This window comes from Pseudomonas sp. TSO6 (genome assembly GCF_056098905.1).
In genome coordinates, this window is the sequence record NZ_JBLZWV010000020.1 from 44,882 (window position 1) to 69,887 (window position 25,006).

Consider the following 25,006-nt stretch of genomic DNA (forward strand, 5'->3'; position numbering starts at 1 on the left):
CTCCAGGGTGAACTGGTCAAATGAAGGACGGGTACTGAATTTCGAGGGGCTGTTTACGTTTGCCTGCCTCGGATGAAGCGAGGATGCTGGTGGTCGGGTTCCGGCGGTCTCTGTCAGAACCGTACTTCAACCATCAGGAGTCACGATGATTCGACTGCAACGCATGTTCACCAAGGGAAGCGCGTTTCCTTCAACCAGTAGCGCCTTGTTCGCCATCATTGCCTGTCCCATCCTTTTCGCCGCCGCTTGCCTCCTGTCACCACCGACTGAGGCTCTGCAAGGGATGGGGCTTGAAGTCAACACTTGGCAGGTTTTCAAAGCCGGGTTCGGTGCTTACTGCTTCCTGCTCTGCCGGCATCGTTTTCTAAACGGTCGGTATGTTCGTCGCCACTTCCCTCAGATCGAGCGTCACCGCAGTCTAACCAAAACACAGCAGGGCATGATCGTGGCGGGGATGACTGAGACACCAGAGTATCGAGCTGTGGTCGAGGAGAGGGATGCTCTTGGTGATCGACTGGGCTGGCTGGTCGATGCCGACAATTTCTATCGCAAGCTGTCGATAGTGACCCGCTGCCTCACTTGGCTGCGCCGGAAGGCTTAGATCTGATCCCCTTGAGGGCGGGACTGATGGCTTTTCGCGACTACGACGTCTAAGTGCTGGTAGCATATACCGGAATATTGATTTTTACTGTATTTATATACAGCAAGAGAATAACGGTATGTGCCCTTCGCCAACGCTGGGTGGTTCCCGGCGTTGATTTGCTGAAATGCCACGAGGCAATGCGTGTGGTTGTTGTGCTGGCGAATCGTTGGTCGTGGAGGCATGCCCACCAATGGAATGTGTATGCAAACGACGCAATCCCCGAATGTGACGCTACCCGGCGCCGCCCCCTTACCGTTTGACGCGACCCTGCTGTTCAAGGCGCTCCAATACCAACTGCTCGTTGCTGTGGAGTACTGCTACGACTTGGCGCCCGACGAATCTCTGTGGCTTGAGGTTATGGGTGATGTCACGGTACCCGGCAAAACGCAGACTGAGGTCAAGCTCTACTCAGACAGCCTGACGGACAGTCATGCGAATTTCTGGAATACCCTGAAAAACTGGCTCCACAAGAATTTCGATCGCACGTCCTTCAAGAGTCTGGTGCTGCTGACGACCCAGGAATTTGGTGCTCAGACTCTGCTCAAGGGGTGGAATACGGCCACGCCGGCAGAACGGCTGTCGGTCATGGAGCGCATCGTTGCAGGCTCCCAGGCCACTGCCGGCACGCAGGCGCCTAGCGACCCGGAGGCCGAGGCAGGGGGTGCCAAGCCCTCGAAATCCCAAAAACTTCAACAATACGTGATGGATCCCGAGCGCCGTGATGCCTTGATGGAGGTGCTTGAGCGGATGCACATCACGACGGGGGCCGACTCACTTGAGCAACGGCTGAAGGGCTATGAGACCCGCCACCTCAAGCCGATCCGACCGTCCAAATACCCGACCTTCATCCACGAGTTGCTGGGATTCATGTGCAGTCCGGATCTGGTGATCGGCGGATGGCAGATCACGTACCAAGCCTTTACTGACAAATTGTCAGAGCTGACCCATAGGTACATGAAACACCCGAAAACCTTCCCCTCGGTGGACATGGCGGCGCTCAAGAAGAGCATAGACATCGAGGAAATTCGGCCTATGCGCTTTGCGCAGAAAATTTTGGAAATCGGCGGCGAGCAGCAACTGAAGCGGGCGGCCCTGCATCGAGTGGTTGCCCAGACAACGATCTCCGATTTGTACACCGACGGTGTGCTTTTCAAGCCTATGGTGGATCTCTACCTCAGCAATCACCTGACCCAGCATCAGTACGGGCGTGAGCTGGCCATGCTGGACTGCACTGGCGTTACCTGTACGACCGAGCTAAACACCAAGTCGATGAAGTTCTTCCTTATGCGCAATGGCTTGCCCGCCGATTCATTTTGCGGCCTTGAACACACGATGCCCGAGTTCCGGAACGGCATTTATCACATGCTCGCAGGAGAGCAACCTGAGGATGAGGATGACGAGTTTCACTGGAGGCTCTGGTGATGACCACACAAGTCTCTGATCATCTATACACCCTTCACAGGACACCCTTTGCGCTGGCACCTGTAATCCAGAGTTTTTACCAGCACTGGGAGCCGGTGGAGAAGGACATTTTGCTCAGCTATTTGATCCTCCCCATTGTCACCTACAAGCCGATGCATGCCTTCTTGAACAGGGCTCGGCGTGACAGCTCAATCCGAACCATGGCTTCGGACGCTGAGAGGCTTATCGGCTTGGCGATGCGTGTGGAGGAGTTCAAGCCCATCACCAACGCGGCCATGTTGATTCTGACCGCTGAGAACAGTTTGGAGATCACACCCGAGCTGTCGGTGCGGTCGCTCCAGAAGCCGCAGTCCATCAACTCGGACAAGTCGTTGCTGAAGTACAGCCAGAAGCTGGCCATGGTGCTGTCTGGTGAAAACGTTGTTTCTATCTACAGGATGTTGGGGCTGAAATCGCTATGAAGTGTTACGTAAACTACCTCGGGGTCGTAGACAAGGATAATGGCGTTCACCATGTACCTCTTGCTCCAGGCCTCAACATCATCACTGGCAAGTCCTCGAAGGGTAAGAGCGCCATCCTCGATATCTTCGATTACTGCCTCGGCAGCTCGGAGGACACGATCCCTGAGGGCATCATCACGGATCGCGCCAAGTACTTCTTCACCGTGCTGCGCTTTGCGACCATGGCGGTTGTTGTAGGGCGGGCAGCGGCCAGCAATCGGTGCTTCCTACGTGAGGTTTCCGGGCCTGCGGTGGACAACGTGCTGCCTCTGATTGAGGATGTTGACACCTTTTTTGCCTCGAATTTCTTCCAGCCCAAGGCCGATTTTCTGAAGAGCCTGGGTCGTTACTTTGGTGTCACCCTGGAGAACATCGACACCGATCCTCTGCAGCAGGAGATGACTGGCAAATGGAGTGCAACGCCCTCTGTTCGCAGTTTCCCATCCTTCATGCTGCAGCATCAGAACCTGGTGGCCAACCGGCATGCGGTCTTCTACCGCTTTGAAGAAAAGCGCAAACGCGACCAAGCCATCGATCACTTCAAGATCTTCATGGACATCGTTGGTGAGGACTACTTCGACCTTGCGAAGCTGCGCACTGAGGCCCTGTACGAACTCAAACGTGCCAAGGCGCAGATTCCGAAGCAGGACAAGATCAGGGATGACTACATCACCGAATTCGACACTCTGCTGAAGGAGTATGAAGCTTTAGCCGGTTTGCCGCTGACGGAGCTCACCCCTGCGGAGATCTGGACAAAACCCAAGCCTGCACTGGAGCGTCTCACGGGCATTTCGGTCAGGGTCGATGGTCTGTCCAACGCTTTCGAGACCCGCAGAAACGAGCTACGCGACCGCAAAGCCGAGTTGATGGCCAGCATTCAGAAAGCGCTCAACACCCGTTATCTGCTGAAAGTTTCCACCGAACAGGCGACCGGCTTTGCCAACTCGGTCACCGCGCTGCCCATCCCGAAAGCTGCCAACCTTGAACACGCGGTCTGCCCCGTTTGCGCCTCGCAATCGGATGTGGCTGAGGATGAAGCGAACAAACTGTCGGCAGCAATCCACTGGCTGAACGACGAGCTCAAAGTTTCCACTTACGCGCGTGAAGGCTTTGGCGAGGAGCGCCGGGCGGTGGACGCTGATCTCAAAAAGCTTCGCAAGGAATTGGCACAGGTTGAGCAGGCACTGAAGCCGCTTGATCAGGAAGCAGACCGGCTTGAGAAGTCCAAGTCCGTGGATGGTGCTGCGCAGAAGGCCAAGATCAAGTTGGAGCTTGCCATTGAGAAACGGATCGCGAACCCACCGTCAGAAGCCAAGGGGGTGGTCGACTTCTGGGAAAAGGAGGTTGAAAAGTACGATCTTCAGATGGCCCAGTACGATGTCGAGTCCAAGCTTTGGGCGTTGGGGAACGACATCAACCAGGCAATGAAGGCGTTTGGCAAGCATTTCGACTTCGAAGAGACGTACAAAAATGGCTCTTTGAAATTTGATGTCGATACCTTCGATCTTTGGCATGAGAAGCCCATTGCTGGGGGACATGTGAAAAAGGTGTTTCTGCGCTCGATGGGCAGCGGTGCCAACTGGCTGTACTCCCACCTGACGCTCTTCATGGCACTGCATTACCAGTTCGCCGCACATCCCAAGTGTAAGGTGCCGCCGATCCTTTTCTTGGATCAGCCGACCCAGGTCTACTTCCCTTCTACTGACAACGCTGAAGCCTTCAAAGCCGACGAGCTACGTGGGGATCGGAAGACTACCAAGACGGTCGACGAAGACGTGGACGCGGTTTCGAAGATGTTCACTACCCTGGCCAAGTTTTGCGACACGACGTTCAAGGAAACCGGCGTCAAGCCGCAGATCATTGTCTGCGATCACGCGGATGGCCTGCCGTTGCAGGGCAACTATGTCTTCGAGGACTTCGTCCGCGCTCGGTGGAGAACGCGCGGTCTGATTGCCGAGTAACTGAAGTTCCAACCAGGGGGGGGATAGCCTCCTGGTTGGAACTTGGATGAGGATTGGCTTGGACACTGAAGTTGAAGCCAAGATATGGCGGGCGGCGTGGACACATTATGTATTATGCGTCTGATTGCTCGTGGTCATTCAGAATGCACAGCGACTCAAGACGCGCGCATAGTTACAAGGCGAGTGCCCTTGATTGAGCGTTATGCGCTATGCACCGCCAGGCGTGCCTCCACGCAGAAAAACACTTTACTCACGGTCTGTGCGCGTTACATGCCGTTACGCCTAACGGCTAAAAAAATCAGATTTTGCCCCTTTCTTGTAGGACATTTCCCAAAGATACTGTCGCCCATTGTGCAGTTCCGAGTTGGCCACTAGTCTCGCTTGGTCGTTGCCATTCAACGACCGGCTTTGACAGGCCGACTCAAATTGCAATCCATAGCTGTACCTTCAATGGTGGCTGTGCGTGGGGCGCCTTCGGGTGCGCCGGGTTTCTCAATTTGACCGGTCTGTCAACCCGTGCACAGCTGCCACCCTTTGTTTGACAGCGAATGGCGGTAGTCCCAACCACAAATTGAGGGTTACACCATGCTGAAAATAGTCCCCGATCCACCTTACAATCTTCACTCCCTTGAAGACACACTGCTGATGGCAGCGGACTACGCACTGTGCGCGGAAGCCGTTGCTCAGCAAGCCGTTTTGATGCAACCGAGATCACCCGTCTCGGTGTTGATGATGGCCTCAATGCACGAGCTGGAGACCCTCCGCAAGTTGCTCGAATCGGCGCTGGCTCAAGTCCAAAAGCCAGCGGACTCTCAGCCGTTGCATTAACCGCATCATGACTCGCCTGGGTGGCCCCTGAAGGTGCCCGGCTTGCCGGCGCTAGGGCCAGCCCAGGCAATAAAGATTTCGGGGAGATTGAGCAGTGTCTACAGAAGAAACCAAATTCACCGTCGGCAAAACCACCTTCTATCAAGGTGAAAATCAGACCCATCCACTGTTCCGCATCGAAGCCGGCATCCCTTGCCAGAGCGCCCGCGAACAAGCTTCGGAGTTGATGGGCTACGCACGTGACATGACCCTGGACGGATTGATGGAAGACAAACCTCAGCTAATCTGGGCTTCGCACTACCTCTGTGCCTTGGCCAAGGCGCTGATGGATGATGCTGAACTGGGCATGATGAAAACCCCTTGAACACCATCATCCCGCCGCTCCTTTGCGGAGCGGCCTTGGCTCGTAAAGGGCTGCAAGGCAGCCCCGGCAATCTCAAGCCTCGCTCATTTCTTCCAGGCGACGAGGCAATGGCTCTTGGGCTGAACGCCCCGCCAAACCCACGCGCATATCATTGCCACTCGGCTGCTGATACAGGCTCAAGCCAAACTCCGGCAACACCGCCAGCAAATAGTCGAAGATATCCCCCTGAATCCGCTCATAGTCCGCCCACACCGTGGTAGTGGTGAAGCAGTAGATCTCCAGCGGCACGCCTTCGGCCGTGGTCTGCATCTGCCGCACCATGCAGGTCATGTTCGGGTGCACGTTGGGGTGGTTTTTCAGGTAGGCCAGGGCAAACGCGCGGAAGGTGCCGATGTTGGTCAGCTTGCGGCGGTTGGCCGACAGCTCGGCGACAGGCCCCAGGGCTTCGTTCCAGTTCTGCAGCTCCTGGCGCTTGCCGGCCAGGTAGTCGCCCAGCAGCTGTACCTGGCTCAGGCGCTGCTCCTCTTCGCGGGTCAGAAAGCGCACACCGGCCGCGTCGATGAATAGGCTGCGCTTGATCCGCCGGCCACCGGACTGCTGCATGCCGCGGTAGTTGCGGAACGACTCGCTCATCAGGCGCCAGGTGGGGATGGAGACGATGGTCTTGTCGAAATTCTGCACCTTCACCGTGTGCAGGGTGATGTCCACCACGTCGCCATCGGCACCCACCTGCGGCATTTCGATCCAGTCACCCACGTGCAGCATGTCGTTGCTGGTGAGCTGCACGCTGGCGACGAACGACAGCAAGGTGTCCTTGTACACCAACAGCAGCACCGCCGACATGGCACCCAGACCGGACAGCAGCAACAGCGGCGAGCGGTCGATCAAGGTGGCGACGATGACGATGGACGCGAAGATCCACAGCATCATCTTGGCCAGTTGCACGTAGCCCTTGATGGAGCGGGTGCGGGCATGCTCGGTGCGGGCGTAGATGTCGAGCAGGGCATCCAGCAGGCACGACAGCGCCATGGTCATGAACAGCAGGGTAAAGGCCAGGGCGACATTGCCCAGGAAGTGCTGGGCAGTGTCGGACAGCTCCGGCACCAGCTTCAGGCCAAACTGCAGCACCAGCGAGGGCGTGGTTTGCGCCAGGCGGTGGAACACCTTGTTATGGCGCAGGTCGTCCAGCCACTTCAGGGCAGGCTGGCGGGCCAGCAGACGGGCGCCATGCAGCATCAGGAAGCGCGCCAGGCGGCCGACCACCAGGGAAATCAGCAGCAGCACCGCCAGGCCGATGGCCGCGTGCAGCATGGGATGTTGGTCGAGGGTGCCCCACAGGTCGAGGGAGTCACGCCAGATTCGTTGTATATCCATGGGCTTGGGTACAGTCTTGTTGTGAAACGAGGTGCCATTAGAGCGCGGATGGCGACAAAGTTGCCAAAAGAAATTCGGCTAAGGCGGCAGAAAACGTTACCCTATGCAACTGAATTTCCCGCACTTGCCTGAGGTTACCTCCGTGTTCTCCCAATTCGCCCTGCATGAACGCCTGCTTAAAGCCGTGGCCGAGCTTAAATTTGTCGAGCCGACCCCGGTGCAGGCCGCGGCCATCCCCCTGGCCCTGCAAGGGCGCGACCTGCGCGTGACCGCGCAGACCGGCAGTGGCAAGACGGCGGCCTTCGTGCTGCCGCTGCTCAACCGCCTGGTTGACCTGAAAGGCGGGCGCGTCGAAATCCGTGCGCTGATCCTGCTGCCAACCCGCGAGCTGGCCCAGCAAACCTTGAAGCAGGTGGAGCTGTTCTCGCAGTTCACCTATATCAAGGCTGGCCTGGTGACCGGCGGTGAAGACTTCAAGGAACAGGCCGCCATGCTGCGCAAGGTGCCGGACGTGCTGATCGGCACCCCGGGCCGCCTGCTTGAGCAGCTCAACGCCGGCAACCTCGACCTGTCCCACGTGCAGGTACTTATCCTCGACGAAGCCGACCGCATGCTGGACATGGGCTTTGCCGAAGACATGGAGCGCCTGTGCAAGGAGTGCGAGAACCGCGAGCAGACCCTGCTGTTCTCCGCCACCACCGGTGGCGCTGCCCTGCGCGACATCATCGGCAAGGTGCTGAAAGACCCTGAGCACCTGATGCTCAACAGCGTCTCGCAGCTGGCCGAAGGCACCCGCCAGCAGATCATCACCGCCGACCACGACCAGCACAAAGAGCACATCGCGCAGTGGCTGCTGGCCAACGAAACCTTCGACAAGGCGATCATCTTCACCAACACCCGCGCCATGGCCGACCGCATCTATGGTCACCTGGTGGCCAAGGACGTGAAGGCTTTCGTGTTGCACGGCGAGAAGGACCAGAAAGACCGCAAACTGGCCATCGAGCGCTTCAAGCAGGGCAGCTCCAAGGTGCTGGTGGCTACCGACGTGGCGGCTCGCGGCCTGGATATCGACGGCCTGGACCTGGTGATCAACTTCGACATGCCTCGCAGCGGTGACGAGTACGTACACCGCGTGGGCCGTACCGGCCGTGCCGGTGGCGAAGGCCTGGCGATCTCGCTGATCACCCACAACGACTGGAACCTGATGTCGAGCATCGAACGCTACCTCAAGCAGCAGTTCGAGCGCCGTGTGATCAAGGAAGTGAAAGGCACCTACAGCGGGCCGAAGAAGGTCAAGGCCTCGGGCAAGGCTGTTGGCGCCAAGAAGAAGAAAGTTGACAAGAAAACCGGCGACAAGAAAGCTGCCGCCAAGCGCAAGCCCACCGCCAAACCGCGGGCCAATGCACCGCTGGCCAGCGCTGACGGCCTGGCGCCGCTGAAAAAGCGCAAGCCTGCTGCTGAATAAGTAGCTATCAAGGCCCTATCGCCGGCAAGCCAGCTCCCACTGTAAACCCAGATTCTGATTTCAGCGGGACCTGTGGGAGCTGGCTTGCCGGCGATGGAGCCATCGAAGGCAACCGGTCAATCAGCCTTCTTCTCCGCCGTTTTCAGTTCCTTGATCCGCTGGTCTATCAGCTGACACTTGTCGGGCAAGTCCTTGCTCGCCGTCCCTAGATCCATCCCTTGAAGCTCGTCGTTGATCTCCTTGGCCTTCTGCGGGTTCTGCTCGGTCAACTGGGTAACCAACCCGGCCAGCTCTTCACGTTTCTGCGTGGCTTCTTCCGGTGTGCACGCCCAGGCGGGCAAGGCGCAGGACAGGGCAATGGCGCAGGTAATCGGCAGCAGCGGTTTCATCCTTTTTACCTCTAGCGGTGGCTATGTGCGGTGGAACGTTGCGGCGGCAAGCAAGTTCAGCCTTGGCGACCGATGGCGCAGAAGCGTTATCCCCTAGCGAGGTGAGGCCGCGCCGTCATGTCTATTTCCAACGCCTTCATCACGATCAGAAACGACTTCAGCGTAGGGTTGCCATGCTCGCTGAATGACCTGTAAAGCTGCTCTCGGGACAGCCCAGTCTCTTTCGCCAGTTCGCTCATGCCCTTGGCGCGTGCAACCACGCCGACAGCTTTAGCGACATAGCTGGCATCGCCGGTTTCAAGTGCATCGGTCATGAACTGCGCGATTGCTTCAGGTGTAGTGAGGTACGCGGCAGGATCGAATTCAGAGAAGGTTTCAGTCATTTTGCATCCTCCACGAACGCAGAATCTGGATTCGGGTTTCTTCATCAAGTGAATGTAGTTTTTAAACTACACAAGACGAGACAGCAAATGGTTTCTGTCTATTGCTGCCTACGCGGCTTCAGACCGTGGCATCCCTCCAGCCTTCATCTTTCGGAACACCGCTTGCGCCGGCAGGTCCCAACCTGTGTACCCCTTCCGTCCACAGCAGGAGCCCGTAGCCATGAGCATCGCTTACGATTGGGACCTGATCGAACGTTTGCTGCACGAAGTGCAGAACGGCGCCGGTCACAGCTTTACGCCTCGCCCCTATGCCGAACAGCACGCCGCGGCCCAGGCCGCCAAGGGTGAGCCGGTGGGGGATCTGGACCACCTGAAAACCCATGCCTGCGAGTATGAAAAGCTGCTGTTCGAGCGTGGCTTCATCGAAAGCCGGCCTGAAGAAGAGGGCGGCAATGGTGAAAACTTTGTGCTGACCGAGCGCGGGTTGCGCTTGTTGAGCCTGATCGACAGCAGCATCCCGGGCTTCGAACACCCGCGCCAGGTGCTGGACGAACAGGCGGATGCGCTGGATGAAGCCACCTTCGAGCAGGTGTCTTCGAAGGCGCAGATCGCTTGAGGTCGTTCTGAGGCTGGCAAGAGCGGGTAGGGAAACCCGATAATCGGTAGCTTCTCAATACTGCCGAGCCTATGCCCATGCCTGCGAACACTCTAGAGGCCCGCCTATGAGCGCGGTCCGCAAGAACCCTGACGCCTTTGCCTTTCAGGTAATGCTGGGGCTGTGCCTGATCTGGGGTTGCCAGCAGGTGCTGATCAAGACCGCCGCCGTCGACATCGCGCCGGTGATGCAGGCCGCGCTGCGCAATGGCATCGCAGCTGTGCTGGTGGCGCTGATGCTGTGCTGGCGCGGTGGCTGGGATCAGGTCGGCAGCACATGGCGCGCGGGTTTGCTCGCGGGCGGGCTGTTCGGTGTGGAATTCCTGTTCATCGCCGAAGGCCTGAAGCTGACGTCGGCGGCGCACATGTCGGTGTTCCTCTATACCGCACCGGTGTTCACCGCGTTGGGCCTGCACTTCCGGCTACCCAGCGAGCGGCTGCGGTTTTTGCAGTGGCTGGGGATTTTGTTGGCATTTGGCGGCATAGCCATGGCGTTTGCTGGCGGCATGTCGTTCGAGGAAATGGATGGCCGCATGCTGCTGGGCGATGCCTTTGGCGTGATTGCCGGCCTGGCGTGGGGGGCGACCACCGTAGTGGTGCGCTGCTCGCGGCTGTCGGAAGCACCGGCAACCTTGACCTTGTTCTATCAGCTGGCGGTGGGTTTTGCCGGCCTGCTGCTGATTGCCCTGCTTAGCGGGCAGATCGGCGCCGTGTCGCTGACACCCCTGGCGATGGGCAGTGTACTGTTCCAGGGGGTCGTGGTGTCGTTCATCAGTTACCTGACCTGGTTCTGGTTGCTGCGCAAGTACCTGGCGTCCAACCTGGCGGTTTTTTCGTTCATTACGCCGCTGTTTGGGGTGACCTTTGGGGTGCTGTTGCTGGACGAGCCGCTAAGCGTCAATTTCGTGATCGGCGCGCTGTTGGTGTTGCTGGGCGTGGTTCTGGTGAGTGCCGAGCCTTGGGTGAAGCAACAATTGCGCAAGCTGGTGGGTTGAAGGTTGCCTATGCTGGCCCTATCGCCGGCAAGCCAGCTCCCACAGGAGTACCTCAGGCCTTGAAGTGGTACGGATACCGGTGGGAGCTGGCTTGCCGGCGATAGGGCCGGTACAGGCAAAACCAGTTAATCAGGCTGAGCGGGTTGCTGCCTGGCAACCTTGGATACTCTGCCCGCTGGTGATCACCAGCACGCCCGCCAGCCCCAGGCCCACCGCCGCCAGCATCAACGCCGGCTGCAGGCCGCCGCTGTAATGGCTACTGACCGCAGCCAACAACGGCCCGCTCAACTGCCCCAGGGCAAAGCACGCGGTCAGCAGCCCGGCATTGCGCTGTGTGGCATGCGGTGCCAGCTCCCGCGAGCGTTGCATCACCAGTTGCATGCAGGCCAGGAACGGCCCGCCACACAGCACCACTCCCAGCGCCAACCCGATACCCCCGCCCATCAGGCAGGCCAGCACGCCAAGCCCTTGCAACCACAAGGTGGCGGTGAGCCAGGTCGAGGTGCGGCCACCACGGCGCAGGCTCACCAGCATCACTCCCAGCGCTGCCGACAGGCCAAACGCCGGCCAGAACAGGTCGGCCATCCACTGCCCGCGAAACTGCTGGTTGGCCATCTGTGACAGGAAGGTGGCTGGCAGGATGTAACCCACGCCGTACAGCGCGTATACCAGCCCCAGGCGGCCAATGCCGACGCTGCGGGTCGGGCCGGGGTGCGCTGGCGATGAGGTTGGCGCAGCTTGCAGAGCGCGTGGCAACCAAGGCCGCACGGCCAGCAGCATCACCAGCGCGGCCACGGCATAGATCAGCCACAGTGCTGCCGAGCCCAGCCCAGCCAAGTGCGCCACCAGTGCCAACAGGCCGGTCACGGCGATGCCCAGGCCGGGCCCTGCAAACACCAGGGCACCCAGCCGTTGGTGGTTGTGCGCGTTGGCCACCTGTTGGCTGAGGCTGGTGATCATCACCAGCACCCAGGCACTGGCCACGCCGGTGCCAAAGCGCAGCAGCAGGTGGCTCCAGAACCCGTCGGCGGCCCATGAGGCCAGGGTCAGCAGCACGCACAGCCACAGCCCCCCATGCAGGCGCAGGCGCACCTGGCCGGGTGAGCGGGCGAACATGGCGTCCACCGCGCCAATGAAATAGCCCAGGTAGTTGGCGGCCGCGACCAGCCCGGCGACCGTCAAGTCGAACTGGCCTTCGGCGATCAGTTGCGGCAGTTGCGGGGTGAGGGCAAAACGGCCGATGCCCATGGCCATCATCAGCGCCACGGCGCTGGCCAGCAGTTGAATGAGGGGCGACATGACAGGTCTCCTGCACGGATGTAAGCGATGACTGGCAGGTTAGGGCGGTTTCATTTTCAATAAAATTGAATAATGATGATCAAGTTGTTCTGTTTTGGAGAATGCTGTGGAATTCAGCCAGCTGCGTATCTTCCAGGCCGTGGCCGAGGAAGGCTCGGTCACCCGTGCCGCCGAACGCTTGCACCGTGTGCCATCGAACCTCTCGACGCGTTTGCGCCAGCTTGAGGAGCAACTGGGTGTCGAGTTGTTCCTGCGTGAGCGCCAGCGCTTGCAGCTGTCGCCGGCCGGCAAGGTGCTGCTGGAGTACGCCAACCGCCTGTCGGCCTTGCGCGACGAGGCGCTGGCCGCTGTGCGCGGCGGCCAGCCAGCCGGGGATTTCGTACTGGGGACCATGTACAGCACGGCGGCGACTCACCTGCCGGCGTTGTTGGCGCGTTATCACCAGGTCTACCCCACGGTGAACCTGCAGGTGCGCGCAGCGCCCAGCGGCGAGCTGCTCGAAGGCCTGCTTGGCCACACACTGGACGCTGCCTTGGTAGATGGCCCGCCGAGCCTGGCCGGGCTGGATGGCGTGCCGCTGTGCGAAGAGCAGTTGGTGCTGATCACCAGCCCCGAGCACCCAGCGGTGCACACTGCCAAGGATGTGGCGGGCAAGGCGGTGTTCACCTTCCGCCAGGGCTGTTCGTACCGCATGCGCCTGGAGGCGTGGTATGCCCATGCCCACACGCCCATGGGCCGGGTCATGGAGATCGAGTCGTACCAGAGCATGCTAGCCTGCGTGATCGCCGGCGCCGGGGTGGCGATGATGGCCCAGTCGATGCTCGACAGCCTGCCTGGGCGCAACCAGATAAGGGTGCACCCGCTGCAGGCGCCGTTCGATCAGGCGGTCACCTGGCTGATGTGGCGTCAGGGTATGCGTGGGGCGAATTTGCAGGCGTGGATCGACCTGCAACAAAGCGAAACGATTAACCAGTCGTCGGAATGCGCCGCTACGGCTTGATCCGCGTCAAAATGGCCCTTATCTGTAAGAGCATAGGCATGCGTAATACAGGACATCAGGCTATGATCTGTATGAAACATCCCAGGATTGATTCGCCGTGAGGCTGACCCGTCAAGGGGGCATTATGAATAAACCACTGTCCAACTGGCTCCACGACCTGGCGGTCGCCCTGGGGCTGATTCCACCACCCTTGCAGCCGGTGCCGATCCCGACTGATGAAGAGCAGCGCAAACGCCAACCGCGTCGTCGCTGATAAAAGACAAAGGCCGCAGCACCTGGGTGGGTGTAGCGGCCTTTTTTGTGTATGAGAGTTGATTGTTATCTCTGCTGGCCCTATCGCCGGCAAGCCAGCTCCTACAGATACTGCGCAAGCCTCAGGCCCTGTGCATTCTTTGTGGGAGCTGGCTTGCCGGCGATAGGGTCGCTTCAGGCTAACGGTCAGGCCAGATTCACCGCACCGACTGGTTTGCGGGACATCAGGCTAACCGCCACAAAGCTCACCAAGCCGATCGCCAGGCTGTAGTAGATCGGCGTGTTGGCTTCCAGCCCGTCCTTGAACATGAACAGCAGCGCGGTGGCAAAGCCCAGCGACATGCTGGCAATCGCGCCGGCGGTGGTCGCGCGCTTCCAGAAGATCGCCCCGATCAGCGGGATCAGCATGCCGCCGACCAGCAGGTTGTAAGCCAGGGTCAGTGCGTTGATCACATCGTTCACCATCAGCGCGATACCCAACACCACCAGGCCGGTGAGCAGGGTGAACAGGCGGCTCATGCCCAGGCTCGACTGTTTGCCGCCACGCAGCTTGGGCAGCAGGTCTTCGGTCACGGTGGTCGAGGCAGCCAGCAGGCCGGCACTGGCGGTGGACATCATGGCTGCCAGGGCTGCGGCCATCAGCAGGCCACGGATGCCATCGGGCAGGGTGCTCTTGATCATCTCGGCAAAGGCGTTGTTCGGGTTGGCCAGGTCGGGCATCAGCACATGCGCGGCCATGCCGATGGCGGCGCAGGCCAGGCCGTACACCACACAGTACACACCGGCAACGGTACCGGCACGCTGGCAGACCTTTTCATCACGGGCGGTGAACACCCGCTGCCAGATATCCTGGCCGATGAGGATGCCGAAGAAGTAGATCAGGAAGTAGGTGATGATGGTGTCCCAGCCAATGGTGGTCAGCTGGAAGCTGGCCGCTGGCAGTTTGGCCACCAGGGTGTCCCAGCCACCGGCCTTGTACAGGCACACCGGCAGCAGGATGAACATCAGGCCGACGGTCTTGATCACGAACTGGACGATGTCGGTCAGGGTCAGCGACCACATGCCGCCAATGGTGGAGTACAGCACCACCACACCGCCGCCGAGCAGCAGCGAAGCCCAGAACGGCAGGTCCAGCAGCACCTGCAATACGGTGGCCATGGCCAGTGTCGAGGTGACGCCGATCATCAGCGCGTAAGCCAGCATGATCACGGCGCTGGCCTGTCGTGCGGTGGGGTTGTAGCGTTGCTCAAGCACCTGGGTCACGGTGAAGATGCGCAGGCGCAGCAACGGTTTGGCCAGGAACAGGTTGATGGCGATGATGCCCAGGCCCAGGGCTGCGCACAGCCAGAAGCCGGAGATGCCGTGGACGTAGCCCAGGCGCACGGTGCCGACGGTGGAAGCGCCACCGAGCACGGTGGTGGCCATGGTCCCCATGTACAGCACCGGGCCGAGGTTGCGCCCGGCTACCAGGTAGTCTTCATGGGTTTTTGCGCGCCGCATGCCATACCAGCCAAGCCCGAGCATGCCGGCGGTATAGATCATTACAACAATGATGTCCAAGGCCATTGGGGGTCTCCCGATTATCTTTATTATGGCGAGATCGACCACGCGGGCGGCTTACAGCGCCCGGCGGTCTTGTCGTGTTGTTGGCGGGCCTCTGTGGCCCTCCCTCATGGCTCCTGCCGGGGTACAGCGGTATTAACGACGTACGACGCCCGGTAGCACGCAGAGCATCTCGAACAGCAGGTTGGCGCCGAGCAGCGAGGTGTTGCCGGTGGTGTCGTAAGGCGGGGAGACCTCGACGAGGTCACAGCCGATCAGGTCCAGGCCGTGGCAGCCGCGAATGATCTCCATCGCCTGGATGGTGGTCAAGCCGCCGATTTCCGGAGTGCCGGTACCGGGTGCCCAGGCCGGGTCGATGCCGTCGATGTCAAACGAAAGGTAAACCGGGCCGCCGCCGACCTTTTCCCGGACTTCGGCCATCAGTGGCTCCAGCGATTTGTGCCAGCACTCTTCGGCCTGAACCACGCGAAAGCCCTGGCGGCGGCTCCAGTTGAAGTCATCGGCGGTGTAGCCCTGGGCGCGCAGTCCGATCTGTACCACGCGGTCGCAATCAAGCAGGCCTTCTTCCACGGCGCGACGGAAGGTGGTGCCGTGGGCGATCTTCTCGCCGAACATGTGGTCGTTGACGTCGGCGTGGGCATCGATGTGCACCAGGCCGATCTTGCCGTGCTTCTTGTGCAGCGCACGCAGGATCGGCAGGGTGATGGTGTGGTCGCCGCCCAGGGTCATCGGGATGACGTTGTGCTCGACGATCTCGTCATACGCTTCTTCGATGATGCGCACGGCGTCCAGCAGGTTGAAGGTGTTGATCGCCACGTCACCGATGTCGGCCACCGACAGCGAGTCGAACGGGGCGGCACCGGTGGCCATGTTGTACGGGCGGATCATCACCGATTCAGCGCGGATCTGCCGTGGGCCGAAGCGGGTGCCGGAGCGCAGCGAGGTACCGATGTCCAGGGGCACGCCGATGAAGGCAGCATCCAGGCCTTGGGCACTTTGCAGGTGGGGGAGACGGAGCATGGTGGCGATGCCGCCGAAACGCGGCATTTCGTTGCCGCCCAGTGGTTGGTGGAGAGTCTTGTCCACGGTGGGCCTCATCAGTCGGTCGATTGTTTTGTTTGTTCGAACCTGTGCCGCCGCGCGCCTTTCAAGTGTGGTTTTGCCGGCGGGCAGGGACATTTCGGCCAAGTCTGCTCAAGGTAGTGCCGGGGAAGAATCGCTACCGACAAATACTTAGTTCAGGAATTTCTGAACTAAAGGCGGGCAGAGCGGTTAGACTGCGCGCAAATACACCTGCGGAACCGTTGCACCATGGCCTCGACCTTGCCCGACCTGAAACTGCTGCGCATCTTTGTCAGCGTGGTGCGCCACCAGGGCTTTGCGAACGCGCAGCGCGAGCTGAACCTGTCGACCTCGGCCATCAGTACCTACATGAGCCAGTTGGAGGGCGCGCTGGGCATCGTGCTGTGCCATCGCGGCCGTGGCGGTTTCAGCCTGACCAGCAAGGGCGAGCTGTTCCACCAGGAAACCCTGCGGCTCCTGGCCGAACTGGATGGCTTCGAGCAGTATGCGGCTGCCCTCAAGGGCGAGTTGCGTGGCACCCTCAACCTCGGGGTTATCGACTCCACGGTCGGTGACCGCGCCTTGCCGCTGGCTGAAGCCATCGGCGCCTACAGCCAGGAGCACCCGGCGGTGCACCTGCACCTGTCGGTGTCCAGCCCTTACGAGCTGCAACTGGGCGTGCAGGACAACCGCCTGGACCTGGCCATTGGTGCGTTCTCCTCGCGCATGAGCGGCCTGCTCTACCAGCCGTTGTACCGTGAACAGCACTGGCTGTACTGCAGCAGCCGCCACCCGTTGTATACCGAGCGGCGCATCCCCGAGCCGGTAGTAACCCAGCAACGCATGGTCGGGCGCGGCTACTGGAGCCAGGCCGAGCTGGCCCGGCATGGCTTCAAGCACAGTGCGGCGACGGTGGAGAGCATGGAAGCGCAGTTGATCCTGATCCTCTCCGGCGCCTATATCGGCTACTTGCCCGAGCACTATGCCCAAGCCTGGGTCGACAAGGGCGACTTGCGCGTGCTGTCGCCGTCCACCTTTGGTTACCAGGCACCGTTCTCGCTGATCATTCGCCGTGGGCGTAGCCGTGAACCCTTGATCCAGACCTTCCGCGACCTGCTCAAAAGCCAGCTGAACGTGGGCTGAGACGCGACACATTCATGCATTCCGTCGGGCGGTGTTAAATTCCGGCACAAGCTGACCGCTAACCTGATAGCGCTCTGCTACATATCAACTTGCGCTGATGATTTTTCCCTTATTTCATCCTGCAAGGATCGCCCAGATGCGCATGAATTTGCCCGTCACTGAGCACGAAAGAACCTTCTCCAGCGATCAACGCCTGATTTCCACGACTGACCTCAACAGCCGCATCACTTACTGCAACGAAGCCTTCGTGGCGATCAGCGGGTTTACCTACGACGAGCTGGTCGGCCAGCCCCACAACCTGGTGCGCCACCCGGATATGCCGCCATCGGTGTTCGGGCATATGTGGGAGACGATCAAGCAGGGCAAACCGTGGATGGGGGTGGTCAAGAACCGGGCGAAGAACGGCGACTACTACTGGGTCAGCGCCTATGTCACCCCGATTTACGAGCAGGGCCGCATCAATGGCTATGAGTCGGTGCGCTCGGTGCCTACCCGCGAGCAGATCCGCCGGGCCGAAGCGCTGTATGCGCGCCTGCGTGCCGACCGTGCTGCGGTGCCGTGGGCCGCGCGGCTGGGGCATGGGTTGGGCCATGGCTGGCCGCTGATCGGCGCGGGCCTGCTGTCGGCGGCCGGTTACCTGTGGCTGCCGCCCTATGCAGCGCTTGGGATCCTGATGGCCAGCCTGCTGCTGGCCTGGTACCTGGTCGAGCACCGGCAGAACCAGGCTATCCGCCGCACGTTGGCCGAGCACCCCAAAGCCTTCACCAGCCCGTTGGTGGCGCTGACCTACAGCGACAACCCGGGCCTACTGGGCCAGCTTGACCTGGCCATCATCAGCGAGGAAGCGCGCCTGCAAACGGCCCTGACCCGCCTGGTGGACGCCGGGGTCGGGGTGAAGTCGCGGGCCGCGCAGTCGTCCGATCTGTCCGATGCCCAGGCGCAGATGCTCGACCGCCAGCGCAGCGAGACCGACCAGTCGGCCACGGCCATTGCGCAGATGGCGGCGACCATCCAGCAGGTCACCCACAACGTGCAAAGCACGGCGCATGCAGCCGGCGATGCCGACCAGCTGGCGCAGCAGGGCAGCGAGCTGGCGCTGCAAAGCCTTAAAGCCATGGGCAGCATGAGTGATGCCGTCAACGACATCGGTCAGGCGGTCAATGCGCTGGCCGAGCAGACCCAGTCCATCGGCAGCGTGGTCGATGTGATTACCTCGATTGCCGAGCAGACCAACCTGCTGGCGCTCAACGCTGCCATCGAGGCGGCACGCGCAGGTGAGCAGGGGCGGGGGTTTGCCGTGGTGGCCGATGAAGTGCGTTCGCTGGCCCAGCGTACCCGCGCATCCACCGATGAGATTCACCACATCATTGCCTCATTGCGCGCAGGAGCAGAGCGGGCGGTGAGCACCGCCAACCGGGGTGAACAGATCTCGCGGGACAGCGTGCACAGCGTCGAGGCGGTGCAGGCCGCGTTAAGCGGGATTGCCCAGGCGGTCAGCCGCATCACCGGCATGAGCCAGCAGATGGCGACGGCGTCGGAGCAGCAGAGCCATGTGGCCGAGGACATCAACCAGCAGATCGTGAGGATTGCCCAGCTGTGTGACCAGAGTGCCGGGCAGGCCAGGGAGGGGGCAGAAATCAGCCAGGACCTGGAGCGCATGGCGGAGTACCTGCACAGCCTGGCAGAACGCTTCAACCGCTGAGATCGCTGGGGCCGCTTTGCGGCCCATTCGCAGCACAAGGCTGCTCCTACAAAGGCATCGCGATCTCCTGTAGGAGCAGCCTTGTGCTGCGAATGGCCCGCAAAGCGGGCCCCGGTTCTGTGGCAAACTGTTCCCGCCAAGGAGAACCCCATGCCCAGACCCCGCTGCGAGCGCTGCCAGCGCCCGCTCGACCATTGCCTCTGCCCACTGATCCCCGCGCTCGACAGCCGCACCCGCGTCATCCTGCTGCAGCACCCCAGTGAAACCACCCATGCCCTGAACACTGCGCGCCTTGCTGCCCTTGGCCTGAACAACGCCGAGCTGCGGGTAGGCGAGGTATTCGATGACCTGGCTGAATGGCTGGCAACGCCTGGTTACCGGCCGGCCCTGCTGTTCCCGGGCGATGACGCTCAGGTGCTGAGGGCCTATGGCAAGGTCGATGACACGCCGTTGCTGCTGATCGTGCCTGACGGCACCTGGCGCAAGGCGCGCAAGCTGCTGTACATGAACCCGCTACTGGAGGTCTTGCCGCGAGTGACGCTGGGGGCAGTCGCGCCGTCGCGTTATCGGCTGCGCAAGGCGCCGGAAGCGGGGGCGCTGTCGACTATCGAGGCGGTGGTGGGGGCTTTGAATGCGCTGGAGCAACCTGCCTGCTTCGATGCGCTGCTGGCGCCGTTCGAGGCGTTGATCGAGGGGCAGATCAGGGCCATGGGGGTGGAGACGTTCCAGCGTAACCATGGTGAGGGTTGAGGTGGCCGTGAGGGCCCTATCGCCGGCAAGCCAGCTCCCACAGTTACAGTGTCAAGGCTCATGCTTTTATTCCCACAGGCAATTGCACAAAGTTTGAAGCCTATGCAGTACCTGTGGGAGCTGGCTTGCCGGCGAAAGGGCCGCAAAGCGGCCCCAAAATCTAAAGCCGATCAACGCATCTCAGGCAAACGCGCCTCGGTACGCACCTCGGTGGTAGCCAGCGCCTCTGGCGGCAGCGAAATACGCTGTTTGCTCAGCAGCTCACCCATGGTCGCCAGCACGCGGTAGCGCGAGAACTCCTCGGTGTAGCGTACTTCGGTGTAGCGACGGTCGGCGTTGTACAGCTCGTTCTCACTGTCCAGCACGTCCAGCAGGGTACGTTGGCCCAGACCGAACTGGTCCTGGTAGGCGGCACGCACGCGCTTGGTGGTCTCGGCGTATTCACGCGCGGTCGGCAGCTGCTTGCTGGCGTTGTTCATGGCGTTCCACGCCAGGCTCAGGTTTTCGGTCAGCTCACGCAGGGCGTTGTTGCGGATATCCAGGGCCTGGTTGATCTTGTGCGCGTCAGACTGCAGGCGGGCCTTGTCGCTGCCGCCGCGGAACAGGTTGTAGTTCATCTCTACACCGGCCTGCCAGTCGTTGTTGTTGTGGCCTTTTTCGCCGCCGGTGTTGTTGTTGGCACCGGTTGCCAGAATGGCGTCGAAGCGCGGGTAGAAGGTCGACTTGCCGACTTCGTATTGCTGCTCGGCGGCGTTGACGTCAGCCTGGGCAGATTTGATGTACGGGTTGTTCTGGCGCATGCTGTCGCGCGCGCCGTCGAGGGTCTCAGGCACCTCGCCCTTGATAGTCGCCGGGCTTTCCAGCTCGTCCGGGGCACGGCCGACCACGCTGAAGAAGTTGGCCTCGGCATCGGCCAGGTCGACTTCGGCGGTGTCCAGGTTGTTTTCCGCCAGGGCGCGACGTGCGCGGGACTGGTCAAGGTCGGCGGTGCTGCCGACGCCGCGCTCGTTACGCAGGCCGATCTGGTCGTTGACGCGCAGGTGGGCTTGCAGGTTGTTCTTGGCCAGGGTCACCAGCTCGCGGCGCTTGAGCACTTCCAGGTACACCTCGGTCGCACGCAGGGCAACATCCTGGGCAACGGCCTGGGTGTAGTAGGCGCGGGAGGTGGACACCGCTTCAGTGCGGCCCACTTCGTTCGCGGTGTTGAAACCGTCGAAAATCATCTGCCGCAGGCGCAGCTCGGACTGGGTGTAGTTGAGGGTTTCCTTGTTGTGGTTACCCTCGGCACGGGTGGTAGCGTTGTCCGAACGCTGGCGGCCATAGCCAGCAACCAAATCCACGGAAGGGTAGTAGCCACCACGCGCAAACTTGACGTCTTCATCGGCCGACAGCTTGCTGTTGCGATTGGAGCTGACCTGCGGGTGGTAGTCCACGGCGCTCTGGACGGCCTCGGTGATCGACATCGCCTGTACGTTGGCACTCGCCAGGGCCAACAGTAATGCACTGGTGATGGGGTTCAAAACGCGCATGGGTACATCTCCCTGATCCTGGAATTGATCCTGCTGCTCGCCAAAAAAATGACGAAAAATTATCGCGTATAGTGTTGCAGGTTTTTAACAACACAGCTAAGTACATTCAACGCGATAGATAAGAAGATTTATTCATATCAAATTGCCATATAAGACATATATTGTCTAATAATGACGACAAAAAAAGTCGACAGTACGCGAGCAATAAGCCGGGAAACCCAGTATTTACAAGGCTTTTGTGCGGTTCCAGAATCATTTCGGATAAAGAAAACGTCAGTTAGGCGAAAGTGATATTTGGCGACAAAAAAATGTCACTTTCGCGTGTGCAGGGTTTTCTGTCTGACGATATACAGGCTTACCAGCACGGCGCTGGTCAACATGAAGGCGCGCGCCCAGAACAGGGGCACCAGATAGCACGACAGGCCGATGCTGGCCCACATCAGGCCGATGGCGTAGACCTTGCCCTTGAGGGGGATGCCTTCACCACTAAGGTAGTCGCGGATCCACGGCCCGAGCTTCGGGTGATGGACCAGCCAGTGGTGAAAGCGCGGCGAGCTGCGGGCAAAGCAGGCCGCCGCCAATAGCAGGAACGGGGTGGTGGGCAATACCGGAAGGAAAATCCCCAACACCCCCAGCGCAACGCTGAGCCAGCCGATGGCCAGCAGCAGGTAGCGCACAGGCGACTTAGTGGTGGCGTGGCTTGAGCAGCGCCGGTTTTTCGTCAGGAGCGTGCAGCAGCAGGAACAGTGCGCTCAGCGCCTCGGGGATCTGTACGATCATGTCGTCCTGCAGGTTGGCATCGCTGGCGATGTCAGCGAACTCTGGCTGTTCGTCGAACAGGCCCGAGCCAACCATGATCGGCAGCAGCATCTCGCTGACTTCTTCTTCGGCGTTCTCGAACCAGGCCTCTTCACGCAGGAACACGCCTTCCATGAAGCCGATGCACCAGCCGCGCAGGTCGGAATCGTCCGGCTCGTCGGTCAGGTCCAGGTCGCATGGCAGGTCGAATTCTTCGTCGCTGGCCAGCTGGCGGGCAATGTGCGCTTTCAACGCCACCAGGGTGGCTTCGATTTCGGTGCGCTGGGCCTCGCTGGCGTAGTGCGGCTCTTCGGCGAACAGGGCATCGATCCATTCGCGCTCGGGCACGTCCTCGGCGTTGATAGACAGGGCGGTGAGGTAGCCGTGGGCGGCGACGTAGTCCAGCGCCTCTTCGTGCAGCTCGTCGGCGTCGAGGAAGGCTTGCAGGCGGGTCAGTTGCTCGGCGAAGGACATTACAGGGCTACCTTGGGGAATAAACGATACCGAATTCTAGCACCAAGCAAGGGTAGCGGGGTAAAGGGAACGTCTATCGCCGTGGTGCCCTGTGCGGTGCAGTGCTGCGGTATACTCCGCGATTTTTCATCCAGGGGCAGATTTTATCGGCGCCTGGCAAAAACCGCTTACGCATTTGGCGTGTGCGGAGCGGGTTTTTCGTCCAGCCTGTATCCAGGATGGTACGGCGATTTGTGGAGTTGCACATGCTCGAACAGGCTCAGCGCGTTCTCAAGGATATTTTCGGCTACGACAGTTTCCGTGGGCGCCAGGCAGCAATCATCGAATGCGTGGCCAATGGCGGCGACGCCCTGGTGCTGATGCCCACCGGTGGCGGCAAGTCGCTGTGTTTCCAGGTGCCGGGGCTGCTGCGCCCGGGCCTGACGGTAGTGGTCTCGCCGCTGATTGCGCTGATGGACGACCAGGTCGCCACGCTGGACGAACTGGGTGTATCGGCCGCCGCGCTGAACTCGACCCTGACGGCGGAGCAGCAGCGTGAACTGGCAGGGCGCCTGCGCCGTGGCGAAGTGAAGATGCTGTACCTGGCGCCCGAGCGCCTGGTGCAGCCGCGCATGCTCGACTTCCTGCGCGAGCTGGACATCTCGCTGTTTGCCATCGACGAGGCGCACTGCGTGTCGCAATGGGGCCACGATTTCCGCCCCGAATACCTGCAACTGGGGCAGTTGGCCGAGCTGTTCCCGCATGTGCCGCGCATCGCGCTGACCGCCACCGCCGACATGCGCACCCGCGAAGAGATCGTCCAGCGCCTGCACCTGCAAGGCGCCGAGCGCTTCCTGTCGAGCTTCGACCGGCCGAACATCTTCTACCGCATCGTACCCAAGGAAGCGCCGCGCAAGCAGCTGATGGCCTTCCTCGGCGAGCGCCGCGGCAACGCCGGCATTGTCTACTGCCTGTCGCGCAAGAAGGTCGACGAAACCGCTGCCTTCCTTTGTGAACAGGGCTTCCCGGCATTGCCGTACCACGCTGGCCTGGCCGCCGAGACCCGTTCGGCCAACCAGCACCGCTTCCTCAACGAGGAAGGGCTGATCATGGTCGCCACCATTGCCTTCGGCATGGGCATCGACAAACCCAACGTGCGCTTCGTTGCCCACCTCGACCTGCCCAAGTCGCTTGAGGCCTATTACCAGGAAACCGGCCGTGCCGGCCGTGACGGCCTGCCATCCGATGCCTGGATGGCCTACGGCCTGCAAGACATGGTGATGCTCAAGCAGATGCTGCAGAACTCCGAAGGTGACGAGCGCCACAAGCGCATCGAGCAGCACAAGCTCGACGCCATGCTGGCGCTGTGCGAAGAAACCCGCTGCCGTCGCCAGTCGCTGCTGGCCTATTTCGACGAAACCCTCGAACAGCCGTGCGGGCATTGCGACAATTGTGTCGACAACATCCAGACCTGGGACGCCACCGAGCCGGCCCGTCAGGCACTGTCGGCGGTGTTCCGTACGGGCCAGCGCTATGGCGTGGGACACCTGGTCGATGTGCTGTTGGGCAAGGACAACGAGAAGGTGCGCAATTTCGGCCACGAGAAGCTGTCGGTGTTCGGCGTGGGCAAGGGCCTGGCCGAGGTCGAATGGCGTTCGCTGTTCCGCCAACTGGTGGCGCGGGGCCTGGTCGACATCGACCTGGAAGGCTACGGCGGGCTGCGCCTGTCCGACAGCTGCCGGCCGCTGCTGCGCGGCGAGGTGACCTTGCAACTGCGTCGCGACCTCAAGCCGCAGACCACGGCCAAGTCCTCGTCGTCCGGTGGCGGCAGCCCTGCCAGCCAGTTGGTACGTGCCGAAGAGCGCGAGCTGTGGGAAGCGCTGCGTACCCTGCGGCGCAAGCTGGCGGAGGAGCACAGTGTGCCGCCCTATGTCATCTTCCCCGACTCGACGCTGCTGGAAATGCTGCGCAGCCAGCCGGTCAGCCTCAGCGACATGGCCCAGGTCAGCGGTGTGGGCGCGCGCAAGCTGGAACGCTACGGCCAGGCGTTCCTCGAAGTGCTGAACAGCAGCGGTGGCACCGAAGAGGCGCCGAAAGTGGTGCTCGACCTGCGCCACGAACTGGTCAGCCTGGCCCGGGCCGGCATGACCCCGGCGCAGATCGCCGGGCAGCTCAACTGCAGCGAGAAGAACGTGTATAGCCTGCTGGCCGAGGCGCTGGGCCGCCAGGAGCTGAGCCTCGACCAGGCCCTTGACCTGCCGGAAGACCTGCTGATGGAAGTGCAGGATGCCTTCCTGGATGGCGAGGGCGAGCTGCCGCCGGTGTCGGCCATTGCGCCGCAGTTTGCGGGCCGTGTGCCGGAGGGTGTGCTGTATTGCGTGCGTGCGGCGCTGGCGGCCGAGTTCGAGATGTGACCGGCAGCCGGATCGAGGGCAGAACCGCCATCTGCTGACCTTTGTCATGCTTTTTGACGATTA

At 61.0% G+C, this 25,006-nt stretch carries 24 protein-coding genes; 15 read left to right on the plus strand and 9 right to left on the minus strand.

All coding sequences use genetic code 11. The annotated features are described in order from the left end of the window. The first annotated feature begins 145 nt into the window (after positions 1–145). The 6 genes from ACN6NG_RS06125 (at position 146) to ACN6NG_RS06150 (ending at position 5,718) form a co-directional block, all read left to right on the plus strand. A complete protein-coding gene (locus ACN6NG_RS06125; protein WP_474313226.1) occupies positions 146–601 on the plus strand; it encodes a hypothetical protein in 456 nt (151 codons plus the stop codon). A gap of 243 nt (positions 602–844) precedes the next feature. Next, the gene (locus ACN6NG_RS06130) at positions 845–2,065 is read left to right on the plus strand and encodes a hypothetical protein (protein WP_246745650.1); all 1,221 of its coding nucleotides are present in this window, start codon (positions 845–847) and stop codon (positions 2,063–2,065) included. After that, positions 2,065–2,526, plus strand: a complete 462-nt coding sequence (locus ACN6NG_RS06135; RefSeq protein WP_049587015.1) for a three component ABC system middle component — start codon at positions 2,065–2,067, stop codon at positions 2,524–2,526. The genes ACN6NG_RS06130 and ACN6NG_RS06135 overlap by 1 nt, the downstream gene beginning before the upstream one ends. Continuing rightward, on the plus strand, positions 2,523–4,526 hold the full coding sequence (locus ACN6NG_RS06140; protein WP_474313230.1) for a DUF3732 domain-containing protein: 2,004 nt from the start codon (positions 2,523–2,525) through the stop codon (positions 4,524–4,526). Before ACN6NG_RS06135 ends, ACN6NG_RS06140 begins: the two co-directional genes overlap by 4 nt. A gap of 585 nt (positions 4,527–5,111) precedes the next feature. Continuing rightward, positions 5,112–5,354, plus strand: coding sequence for a hypothetical protein (locus tag ACN6NG_RS06145; protein ID WP_010955213.1), 243 nt, complete (start codon positions 5,112–5,114; stop codon positions 5,352–5,354). Between the two features lie 94 nt (positions 5,355–5,448). Then, positions 5,449–5,718 carry a DUF3077 domain-containing protein gene (locus tag ACN6NG_RS06150; RefSeq protein WP_019471426.1) on the plus strand — a complete coding sequence of 90 codons (270 nt, stop codon included), beginning with the start codon at positions 5,449–5,451 and terminating at the stop codon, positions 5,716–5,718. A gap of 72 nt (positions 5,719–5,790) precedes the next feature. Here the strand turns inward: ACN6NG_RS06150 and ACN6NG_RS06155 are convergent, their stop codons facing one another. Beyond that, a complete protein-coding gene (locus tag ACN6NG_RS06155; protein WP_474313232.1) occupies positions 5,791–7,092 on the minus strand; it encodes a mechanosensitive ion channel family protein in 1,302 nt (433 codons plus the stop codon). Between the two features lie 103 nt (positions 7,093–7,195). Between ACN6NG_RS06155 and ACN6NG_RS06160 the strand changes: the two genes are divergently transcribed. Next, positions 7,196–8,557, plus strand: a complete 1,362-nt coding sequence (locus ACN6NG_RS06160; protein WP_019473861.1) for a DEAD/DEAH box helicase — start codon at positions 7,196–7,198, stop codon at positions 8,555–8,557. A gap of 116 nt (positions 8,558–8,673) precedes the next feature. Here the strand turns inward: ACN6NG_RS06160 and ACN6NG_RS06165 are convergent, their stop codons facing one another. After that, positions 8,674–8,946 carry a hypothetical protein gene (locus ACN6NG_RS06165; RefSeq protein WP_019473860.1) on the minus strand — a complete coding sequence of 91 codons (273 nt, stop codon included), beginning with the start codon at positions 8,944–8,946 and terminating at the stop codon, positions 8,674–8,676. An 86-nt stretch (positions 8,947–9,032) separates the two neighbouring features. Continuing rightward, complete coding sequence (locus tag ACN6NG_RS06170; protein ID WP_016498445.1) at positions 9,033–9,329, minus strand: addiction module antidote protein; 297 nt, start codon at positions 9,327–9,329, stop codon at positions 9,033–9,035. Positions 9,330–9,549: 220 nt separating this feature from the next. Here ACN6NG_RS06170 and ACN6NG_RS06175 point away from each other — a divergent pair, with 220 nt between their 5' ends. After that, complete coding sequence (locus ACN6NG_RS06175; RefSeq protein ID WP_016498447.1) at positions 9,550–9,945, plus strand: hypothetical protein; 396 nt, start codon at positions 9,550–9,552, stop codon at positions 9,943–9,945. A 106-nt stretch (positions 9,946–10,051) separates the two neighbouring features. Beyond that, positions 10,052–10,978 (plus strand): DMT family transporter, encoded by a 927-nt coding sequence (locus ACN6NG_RS06180; RefSeq protein WP_174371489.1) that lies wholly within the window; start codon positions 10,052–10,054, stop codon positions 10,976–10,978. A 129-nt stretch (positions 10,979–11,107) separates the two neighbouring features. On the opposite strand, the gene ACN6NG_RS06185 is transcribed toward ACN6NG_RS06180, so the two are convergent. Beyond that, positions 11,108–12,277, minus strand: a complete 1,170-nt coding sequence (locus ACN6NG_RS06185) for an MFS transporter (protein ID WP_063427285.1) — start codon at positions 12,275–12,277, stop codon at positions 11,108–11,110. 106 nt (positions 12,278–12,383) lie between these two features. Here ACN6NG_RS06185 and ptrR point away from each other — a divergent pair, with 106 nt between their 5' ends. Both ptrR and ACN6NG_RS06195 read left to right on the plus strand, forming a co-directional pair. Next, the gene (ptrR, locus tag ACN6NG_RS06190) at positions 12,384–13,277 is read left to right on the plus strand and encodes a putrescine utilization regulator PtrR (RefSeq protein WP_474313237.1); all 894 of its coding nucleotides are present in this window, start codon (positions 12,384–12,386) and stop codon (positions 13,275–13,277) included. 124 nt (positions 13,278–13,401) lie between these two features. After that, positions 13,402–13,530: a PA1414 family protein gene (locus ACN6NG_RS06195; RefSeq protein ID WP_009683677.1), complete on the plus strand. Its 129-nt coding sequence runs from the start codon at positions 13,402–13,404 to the stop codon at positions 13,528–13,530. A 185-nt stretch (positions 13,531–13,715) separates the two neighbouring features. On the opposite strand, the gene ACN6NG_RS06200 is transcribed toward ACN6NG_RS06195, so the two are convergent. Both ACN6NG_RS06200 and speB read right to left on the minus strand, forming a co-directional pair. Continuing rightward, the gene (locus ACN6NG_RS06200; protein WP_016498451.1) at positions 13,716–15,095 is read right to left on the minus strand and encodes a sodium:solute symporter family protein; all 1,380 of its coding nucleotides are present in this window, start codon (positions 15,093–15,095) and stop codon (positions 13,716–13,718) included. Between the two features lie 132 nt (positions 15,096–15,227). Further along, entirely contained in the window at positions 15,228–16,178 is a 951-nt protein-coding gene (gene speB, locus ACN6NG_RS06205; protein ID WP_016498452.1) for an agmatinase, read from the minus strand. 225 nt (positions 16,179–16,403) lie between these two features. Here speB and ACN6NG_RS06210 point away from each other — a divergent pair, with 225 nt between their 5' ends. The 3 genes from ACN6NG_RS06210 (at position 16,404) to ACN6NG_RS06220 (ending at position 19,749) form a co-directional block, all read left to right on the plus strand. Beyond that, a complete protein-coding gene (locus ACN6NG_RS06210; protein ID WP_016488535.1) occupies positions 16,404–17,297 on the plus strand; it encodes a LysR family transcriptional regulator in 894 nt (297 codons plus the stop codon). A 136-nt stretch (positions 17,298–17,433) separates the two neighbouring features. Next, positions 17,434–18,999 (plus strand): methyl-accepting chemotaxis protein, encoded by a 1,566-nt coding sequence (locus tag ACN6NG_RS06215; RefSeq protein ID WP_474313241.1) that lies wholly within the window; start codon positions 17,434–17,436, stop codon positions 18,997–18,999. A gap of 150 nt (positions 19,000–19,149) precedes the next feature. Then, positions 19,150–19,749, plus strand: a complete 600-nt coding sequence (locus ACN6NG_RS06220) for a tRNA-uridine aminocarboxypropyltransferase (protein ID WP_353455828.1) — start codon at positions 19,150–19,152, stop codon at positions 19,747–19,749. A 170-nt stretch (positions 19,750–19,919) separates the two neighbouring features. On the opposite strand, the gene ACN6NG_RS06225 is transcribed toward ACN6NG_RS06220, so the two are convergent. The 3 genes from ACN6NG_RS06225 to ACN6NG_RS06235 form a co-directional block, all read right to left on the minus strand. Further along, complete coding sequence (locus ACN6NG_RS06225; protein ID WP_016498456.1) at positions 19,920–21,278, minus strand: TolC family outer membrane protein; 1,359 nt, start codon at positions 21,276–21,278, stop codon at positions 19,920–19,922. Positions 21,279–21,589: 311 nt separating this feature from the next. After that, the gene (locus ACN6NG_RS06230; RefSeq protein ID WP_016498457.1) at positions 21,590–21,955 is read right to left on the minus strand and encodes a YbaN family protein; all 366 of its coding nucleotides are present in this window, start codon (positions 21,953–21,955) and stop codon (positions 21,590–21,592) included. Positions 21,956–21,962: 7 nt separating this feature from the next. Beyond that, entirely contained in the window at positions 21,963–22,550 is a 588-nt protein-coding gene (locus tag ACN6NG_RS06235) for a YecA/YgfB family protein (protein ID WP_063427276.1), read from the minus strand. A gap of 245 nt (positions 22,551–22,795) precedes the next feature. Here ACN6NG_RS06235 and recQ point away from each other — a divergent pair, with 245 nt between their 5' ends. After that, entirely contained in the window at positions 22,796–24,943 is a 2,148-nt protein-coding gene (gene recQ / locus ACN6NG_RS06240; protein WP_016498458.1) for a DNA helicase RecQ, read from the plus strand. The last annotated feature ends 63 nt before the right edge of the window (positions 24,944–25,006 follow it).